The following is a 5418-nucleotide window of genomic DNA, read 5'->3' on the forward strand; positions in this document are numbered from 1 at the left end:
CCCCACCGGCCCTGTCGGGCGGCCTGGATACGGCGGCGGGCGGGCCTCAAGGACTACGCTCCTTATATACCGGTATGTACCGGATTGAGGAGACCGTCATGAGTCAGTACGACGAGTATTCGACCCCGTCACAGGCGGAGGGCGAGCGGCTCGACGAGGACATGGACGAGACCGAGAAGATGCAGCGCGCGCACCCGCAGGTGAAGCGGACGACCCCGTCCCAGGCGGAGGGCGAACGGACGCAGGAGAACGAGAAAGGTTGACCGGGTCTCACCGGACTTCCAGCGGAGCGCTCAGTCGTCGGGGTATGCCCTGCGGCTCACGGGAATCGCCAGCGCCACGGGGACGGCGACGAGTGTCGCGCCGATCGCCGTGGCCAGCGCGGGGTACTTGTTGACCCAGCCGTCGGCCGCGTCCTCGTACGTGAACCGGTGCGGCTTGGTGCCCCTGCTGTGGACGGTGCAGGACTCGCCCGGTTTCATCTTGTGGTCGGCGCAGTAGACGGTGGTGCCGTCGCGCAGGCCGATCACGCCTTTCCACAGGATGAACGCCCCGGCGATGAACAGCAGGAACAGCGCGCCGCAGGCCAGCTCCCAGCCCGGCTTCGACCTCGTTCTCGACGACGGCGGCCGCCACGTCCCGTCCGCCATGCTCTCCCGCAGCCACGGCACGTCGAGCGGGGAATCCTCCACCGGCCCGGCGGCGCGTACCGCCGACCACGCCCGGCCGGGCCACACCGCGACGGCCACCACCTGCCCGCCCCGGTGCCGCACGTACACCGCGCAGTCGGTTTTCCACGCCCACAGGGTGCGGCGCACCGAGCGGGCCGTCCCGTGGAACTCGTCGGGCCGATGCTGCCGCTCGATGGTCCTGACCGGCCTCGGGCGCGGATAGCGGAAGCCGACGATCTGCTCGGGAACGCCCCCGTACTCACGCGCTGTGGCGCACGCCTGGCGGTACACGTCGTCCAGGACCATGTCCATGTAGGCGCGCGGCTGGGGCACTTGGTCGGTCACCTGGTCGGTCACTTGGCGATTCCTGCGACTCATGCACGGAACACTGCTCGATCGCGGCTCACCACCCGCGCTGTTCGTACGGCGGTTTGCCGCCTTCTTGACGCCATGACCGTGCCCTACGGGACGCTGTCAATGCCCAGCTTCGGGGATTTCCGCATGGCTCCCCCGGCGAGATGGTGAAGCCGTCATGGCCCACCCCGTCGGAGGGAGCAAGCAGTGATGCGAAGAACCGGACGATTACGCAAGGCGGCGCGCGGCCTCGCGACAGCCGTAGGAGTGGCATTGGCCCTGCTCACGGCAGTGTCTCCGCACGCGGGCGCGGTCACGTTACGGGCGGACGCCCCCGCCCCCGCCGCCTCCTGGACCCAGAACGGCGGCCGGATCGACATCTTCCGGATCGGCCCCGACCACCGGCTGTACGAACGGACCTGGACGGGCACGGGAGGCGGCTGGGGCGACTGGGCCGGCGGCTTCGACACCCCGCTCGGCGGGCTCGCCGGTACGCCCACCGCCACCTGGACGGCCGACGGCAGCCGCCTCGACGTCTTCGTCACCGGTGCCGCGGACGGCCACCTCTACCAGAAGACGTGGGCCGCCCCGCTCGGCTGGAGCGGCTGGGCGGACCTCGGCGGCAGCCTCTACTCCGCGCCGTCGGCCTCCTGGACCCGCAACGGCGAGCGCCTCGACATCTTCGCCGTAGGCACCGACCACCAGCTCCAGCAGAAGTTCTGGACGCCCGGCGCGGGGTGGAGCGCCTGGGGCTCGTACGCGCCTCCGGCCGGTGGCCTTTCCGGCGCTCCCAGCGCGACCTGGACGGCGGGCGGTACGCGCCTGGACGTCTTCGCCACGGGCGCGACCGACAACCACCTCTACCAGAAAGCGTGGACGCCTTCCGGCGGCTGGACCACCTGGGCCGACCAGGGCGGCGCCCTGGGCTCCGCCCCCTCCGCGTCATGGACGCGCAACGGCGACCGCATCGACATCTTCGGCGTGGGGACCGACCACCGCCTGTACCAGAAGTACTGGACGTCGACGGTGGGTTGGAGCGACTGGGTGAGCGGCTTCGGCGTCCCGGTGGGCGGCCTCTCCGGCGCTCCGAGCACCACGTGGACGGAGGGCGGCAGCCGCCTGGACGTCTTCGCGACGGGCGCGACGGACGGCCGCCTGTACGAGAAGACGATGACGGACCCGTCGAGTTGGACGGGTTGGACGGACATGGGCTGAGGCCGCTGCGCCAGCCGCTTGACTTTAGGCGGCCCCCGCCTCTGCGTAGCTCGCGAAGCGCCCCCACGAGTGGGGCCTTATGGCAAGGCAGGGGCCGTCCTTGTGCTTGGAGTCACGTATATGGACGGCTTGGGGATGGTCGGCAACCTCGACGCATTCGTTTGATTCCTGTCCGCTGTGGCTGGACTTGAACCAGCGCAGCGAGACCTCAACGCAGTCGTTCGACTCGGTTCCGCTATGGCTAGACTTGATCCACTTCAACCCGGCTGTCACAGCTCCTCCGTCAGCTTCTTGATGAACCGCGCCGAATCCTTGGGGGTCAGAGCGTGCCGCGCAATCAAGATATGGCGCTGCAGCAACGTGCTGACCCTTTCCGCGGCCGAATACAGAGAGCCTGGCATCTGACCCTCTTCGTACGCCATGAGCCTGTGCTCGGGCGTCTCCAACAGGACGAAGGACCCGTTGACTCCGGGGTGGGCGCCTTCGATCGGCAGGACCTGGATCACAATGTTGCGCTGCTTGCCTTCCTCCAGCAGGCGGAGCAATTGCCGCTTGTGCCGTTCGGCATCGCCCAAGGTGTTGCGGAGAGCCGCTTCCCCAATGATGAAGCTGAATTCCTTTGTCCGGTCCTGAAGGATGACCTGCCGGGCAGCCCTGGCCTTCACCCGCTCCTCAATCGTCTCGTCACTCACCGGCGGCCAGTCCGCGTTGAAGAGAGCGCGCATCGTCTCCTCGGTCTGAAGTTGCCCCGGAATCAGCAGCGGCTGGAACGAGTTGAGGGAAATCGCCTCGGCCTCGTGCTGGACGAAGTCCACCGCGTACCACTCGTACTGATCCGGCTCCAAATACGGATGCACGGCCAGCAGTTTGCCCTTGGCCCCGCACAACTGGTCCGCCACTTCCAGCAGGCGTTCCGTCGGGCGGCGTCGGCCCGTCTCCATGGACCTGACGGTCTCGATGCCGTACCCCGCTTCCTGGGCCAGCACCTCACGGGAGATCTTGGCCTCGGTGCGCCACAGTTTGACCTGGTTTCCGGACAGCCGCCATGCCATCGGCGTGTGATCGAGCACGCTCATGCCATACCCCACACTCTCGTACCATCTGTCGGTACCAACGAACGCTAGGGCCCGACAAGCCCCAACCCCGCCCCGTTCGAATCGACTTGCCCCGCACGGGTGAACGCCCACAGGCCCCGGAGCCAGCCGCGGCGAGGCCGACGTCCGATTTCCGCCAGCGTGGCGGCGGGTGGCTGTCGATGCTGGACGCATGATCGCAACTCTTGAGTTCCGCGCCATCGCCCCGGCAGTCCTGCGCGAGCTGCGTGAGAAGGACGACGCCGGGTTCGCCCGGCAGCCCTTCACCGACCCGGAAGGCGGCGCCCCGCTGCGCTGCTGCCTGCGGCGCAGCAGCGCCGGGGAGCGGATCGTCCTCGTCTCCTACGCCCCGTTGCGCCGCTGGGCGGCCGAGATGGACGCGGATCCCGGCCCGTACGACGAGTGCGGCCCGGTCTTCATCCACGCCACGGACTGTGCCGGGCCAGCCTCCCGTACCGCCTATCCCGCCGAGATACACGGTGCTCGCCGGGTGCTGCGTGCCTACGACGCCCGGGGGCACATCCTCGGCGGCACCCTGCTCGAAATTCCCGGGGACCGGGCCTCCGAGGTGGACGCCGCGCTGCGCGACGTCTTCGCGGATCCGACGGTGGCACTGGTGCACGTCCGCGCGGTGGAGTTCGGCTGCTTCATGGTGGAGGTCCGTCGGGAGCAACGACATGGTGAGCGACAGGCGGATGGTTAATCGGCGAGGCGAAGGTCGGCGATGAGGCGGAAGCGTTGCAGAACCACCAGTGTCGTGTCGTCCACGGTGAATTCGGGGTCCTCCAACGCAGCGCGCATCTCCTCGCTGTGCCAGAACCGTTCGTGGCCCGCCCGCCACTCGGCCACGCTGGTGTCCCCCTCCCCCTCGTCCACCACGTGAGCGAGATCCACCTGTGCCAGCGGGACGACACGCACGCCGGTGATCTCGATGACCGCGACCGGACGGTCGTCCGAGTCGATGACCACCGAACGGTTCCCGGCTTTCGGCAGGGGATCACCCTCATGCTCGTAGTCGGCAAGGAGTCCTGTGGTGGAGGTCTTGGAACCGTCGAGGATCGCTGCGACGAGCTGGTCGCGCAGCGGCCTGGGGAAGGCGAACTCGGCCCTGGGCATCGATGCGAGGTTCGCGGGTGGGGTGGCGTCGGTCGTCATGCGGTCACGGTAACTGCCCGTGCCACGCGGGCCGACCGGCTCCGGAGCTCCGTCAGGCGGCGTGCGGGATGAAGGAGACGCGGGTGTCCTCGGTGTCGACGAAGACGTCCGAGGTCGCGTCCAGCGCCGTCGCCAGCGCACGCAGCAAGGGGAGACTCGGCGGGACGCCGCCACCCTCAATGCACTCGATGTCGTGGAGGGACAACCCCGCACGCTCGGCGAGCGCGGCCTGGTCGATACCCAGAGCGGTACGGCGGTCATAGACGGCCTGGCCGAGGGCGATCGCGGCCCCGGCCTCGATATAGGCCGGATCGGCCCGGTGCTCCTCGGGGACCACCCACGAGCTGTGATATCCGGTCACGACGGCTCCTCGAAGGTCCGGTGGTAGGTGGCCGAGGCCCGGGGTGCGACCCCTCGCACTCCTTCTGGGCAAGCACAGCCCGCACGGTAGGGAGCCCCCACGAGCGCGCCCGACACTTTGCAGCAGTCATCGCCCAATCGAGTGGAGCCGCCCCACTGCCCGGAATGCGCCGCTCTGCGTGCCCACATCCAGAGTGACCGCCAGGGAGGGGCGGAGGGGGTCGAATTCATTTGGGTGCGGCTCCTCTCGAGTGAAGGATGCTGAGTCGTGAAGTCGGGTTAGGCCTCGAGGTCTCCGCGGGTTCGGGCGATCTTGGCGACCAGGTGTTCGACTTCTTCGCGGATGGGAGCTCCCGTGCTGGAGGGCAGATGCCCTGATCCTGGCACGGTCGAACGAGGGGCCGCAGCCAGTATGCCCGGCTGCGGCCCCTCGTCCACGGCACCCGGACAGCCGAATCCCGGCTGCATGAGTGCCCGGACCGGTGCCTGCTGAGCACCCGTCCCGAGGCCTGCGCGCCACCCGGACGGGTTCACTGTCCCCACGACCGACGACGCGCCCACCGCCGGCC

Annotated in this window: 8 protein-coding genes; 3 read left to right on the forward strand and 5 right to left on the reverse strand. The window is 68.9% G+C overall.

Annotation, left to right across the window (positions count from 1 at the left end; all coding sequences use genetic code 11):
* The first annotated feature begins 98 nt into the window (after nucleotides 1-98).
* Nucleotides 99-263 (forward strand): hypothetical protein, encoded by a 165-nt coding sequence (locus K6I34_RS30560; RefSeq protein WP_229330901.1) that lies wholly within the window; start codon nucleotides 99-101, stop codon nucleotides 261-263.
* A 30-nt stretch (nucleotides 264-293) separates the two neighbouring features.
* Here the strand turns inward: K6I34_RS30560 and K6I34_RS30565 are convergent, their stop codons facing one another.
* The gene (locus K6I34_RS30565; protein WP_229330903.1) at nucleotides 294-1028 is read right to left on the reverse strand and encodes a hypothetical protein; all 735 of its coding nucleotides are present in this window, start codon (nucleotides 1026-1028) and stop codon (nucleotides 294-296) included.
* 270 nt (nucleotides 1029-1298) lie between these two features.
* Between K6I34_RS30565 and K6I34_RS30570 the strand changes: the two genes are divergently transcribed.
* Nucleotides 1299-2240, forward strand: a complete 942-nt coding sequence (locus tag K6I34_RS30570; protein WP_229330905.1) for a hypothetical protein — start codon at nucleotides 1299-1301, stop codon at nucleotides 2238-2240.
* A 24-nt stretch (nucleotides 2241-2264) separates the two neighbouring features.
* Here K6I34_RS30570 and K6I34_RS30575 read toward each other — a convergent pair whose 3' ends face one another.
* Both K6I34_RS30575 and K6I34_RS30580 read right to left on the reverse strand, forming a co-directional pair.
* Nucleotides 2265-2513: a DUF397 domain-containing protein gene (locus K6I34_RS30575; RefSeq protein WP_229330908.1), complete on the reverse strand. Its 249-nt coding sequence runs from the start codon at nucleotides 2511-2513 to the stop codon at nucleotides 2265-2267.
* Nucleotides 2510-3316: a helix-turn-helix transcriptional regulator gene (locus K6I34_RS30580; RefSeq protein WP_229330910.1), complete on the reverse strand. Its 807-nt coding sequence runs from the start codon at nucleotides 3314-3316 to the stop codon at nucleotides 2510-2512. Before K6I34_RS30580 ends, K6I34_RS30575 begins: the two co-directional genes overlap by 4 nt.
* Nucleotides 3317-3506: 190 nt before the next feature.
* On the opposite strand from K6I34_RS30580, the gene K6I34_RS30585 reads away from it, so the two are divergent.
* Nucleotides 3507-4037, forward strand: coding sequence for a DUF1203 domain-containing protein (locus tag K6I34_RS30585; RefSeq protein ID WP_229330913.1), 531 nt, complete (start codon nucleotides 3507-3509; stop codon nucleotides 4035-4037).
* Here K6I34_RS30585 and K6I34_RS30590 read toward each other — a convergent pair.
* Nucleotides 4034-4489 (reverse strand): ASCH domain-containing protein, encoded by a 456-nt coding sequence (locus tag K6I34_RS30590; RefSeq protein ID WP_229330917.1) that lies wholly within the window; start codon nucleotides 4487-4489, stop codon nucleotides 4034-4036. The two genes, K6I34_RS30585 and K6I34_RS30590, sit on opposite strands and share 4 nt — an antisense overlap.
* A 52-nt stretch (nucleotides 4490-4541) precedes the next feature.
* Nucleotides 4542-4850 carry a helix-turn-helix domain-containing protein gene (locus tag K6I34_RS30595; protein WP_229330919.1) on the reverse strand — a complete coding sequence of 103 codons (309 nt, stop codon included), beginning with the start codon at nucleotides 4848-4850 and terminating at the stop codon, nucleotides 4542-4544.
* Nucleotides 4851-5418: the final 568 nt, after the last annotated feature.

This window comes from Streptomyces sp. UNOC14_S4 (genome assembly GCF_020740835.1).
Taxonomy (GTDB): Bacteria; Actinomycetota; Actinomycetes; order Streptomycetales; family Streptomycetaceae; genus Streptomyces.

What these genes read in the sequence shown, in the direction of transcription:
- K6I34_RS30590 (WP_229330917.1), bottom strand. Translation starts at nt 4,489, where the DNA reads ATGACGACCGACGCCACCCCACCCGCGAACCTCGCATCGATGCCCAGG.
- K6I34_RS30560 (WP_229330901.1), top strand. Translation starts at nt 99, where the DNA reads ATGAGTCAGTACGACGAGTATTCGACCCCGTCACAGGCGGAGGGCGAG.
- K6I34_RS30580 (WP_229330910.1), bottom strand. Translation starts at nt 3,316, where the DNA reads ATGAGCGTGCTCGATCACACGCCGATGGCATGGCGGCTGTCCGGAAAC.
- K6I34_RS30585 (WP_229330913.1), top strand. Translation starts at nt 3,507, where the DNA reads ATGATCGCAACTCTTGAGTTCCGCGCCATCGCCCCGGCAGTCCTGCGC.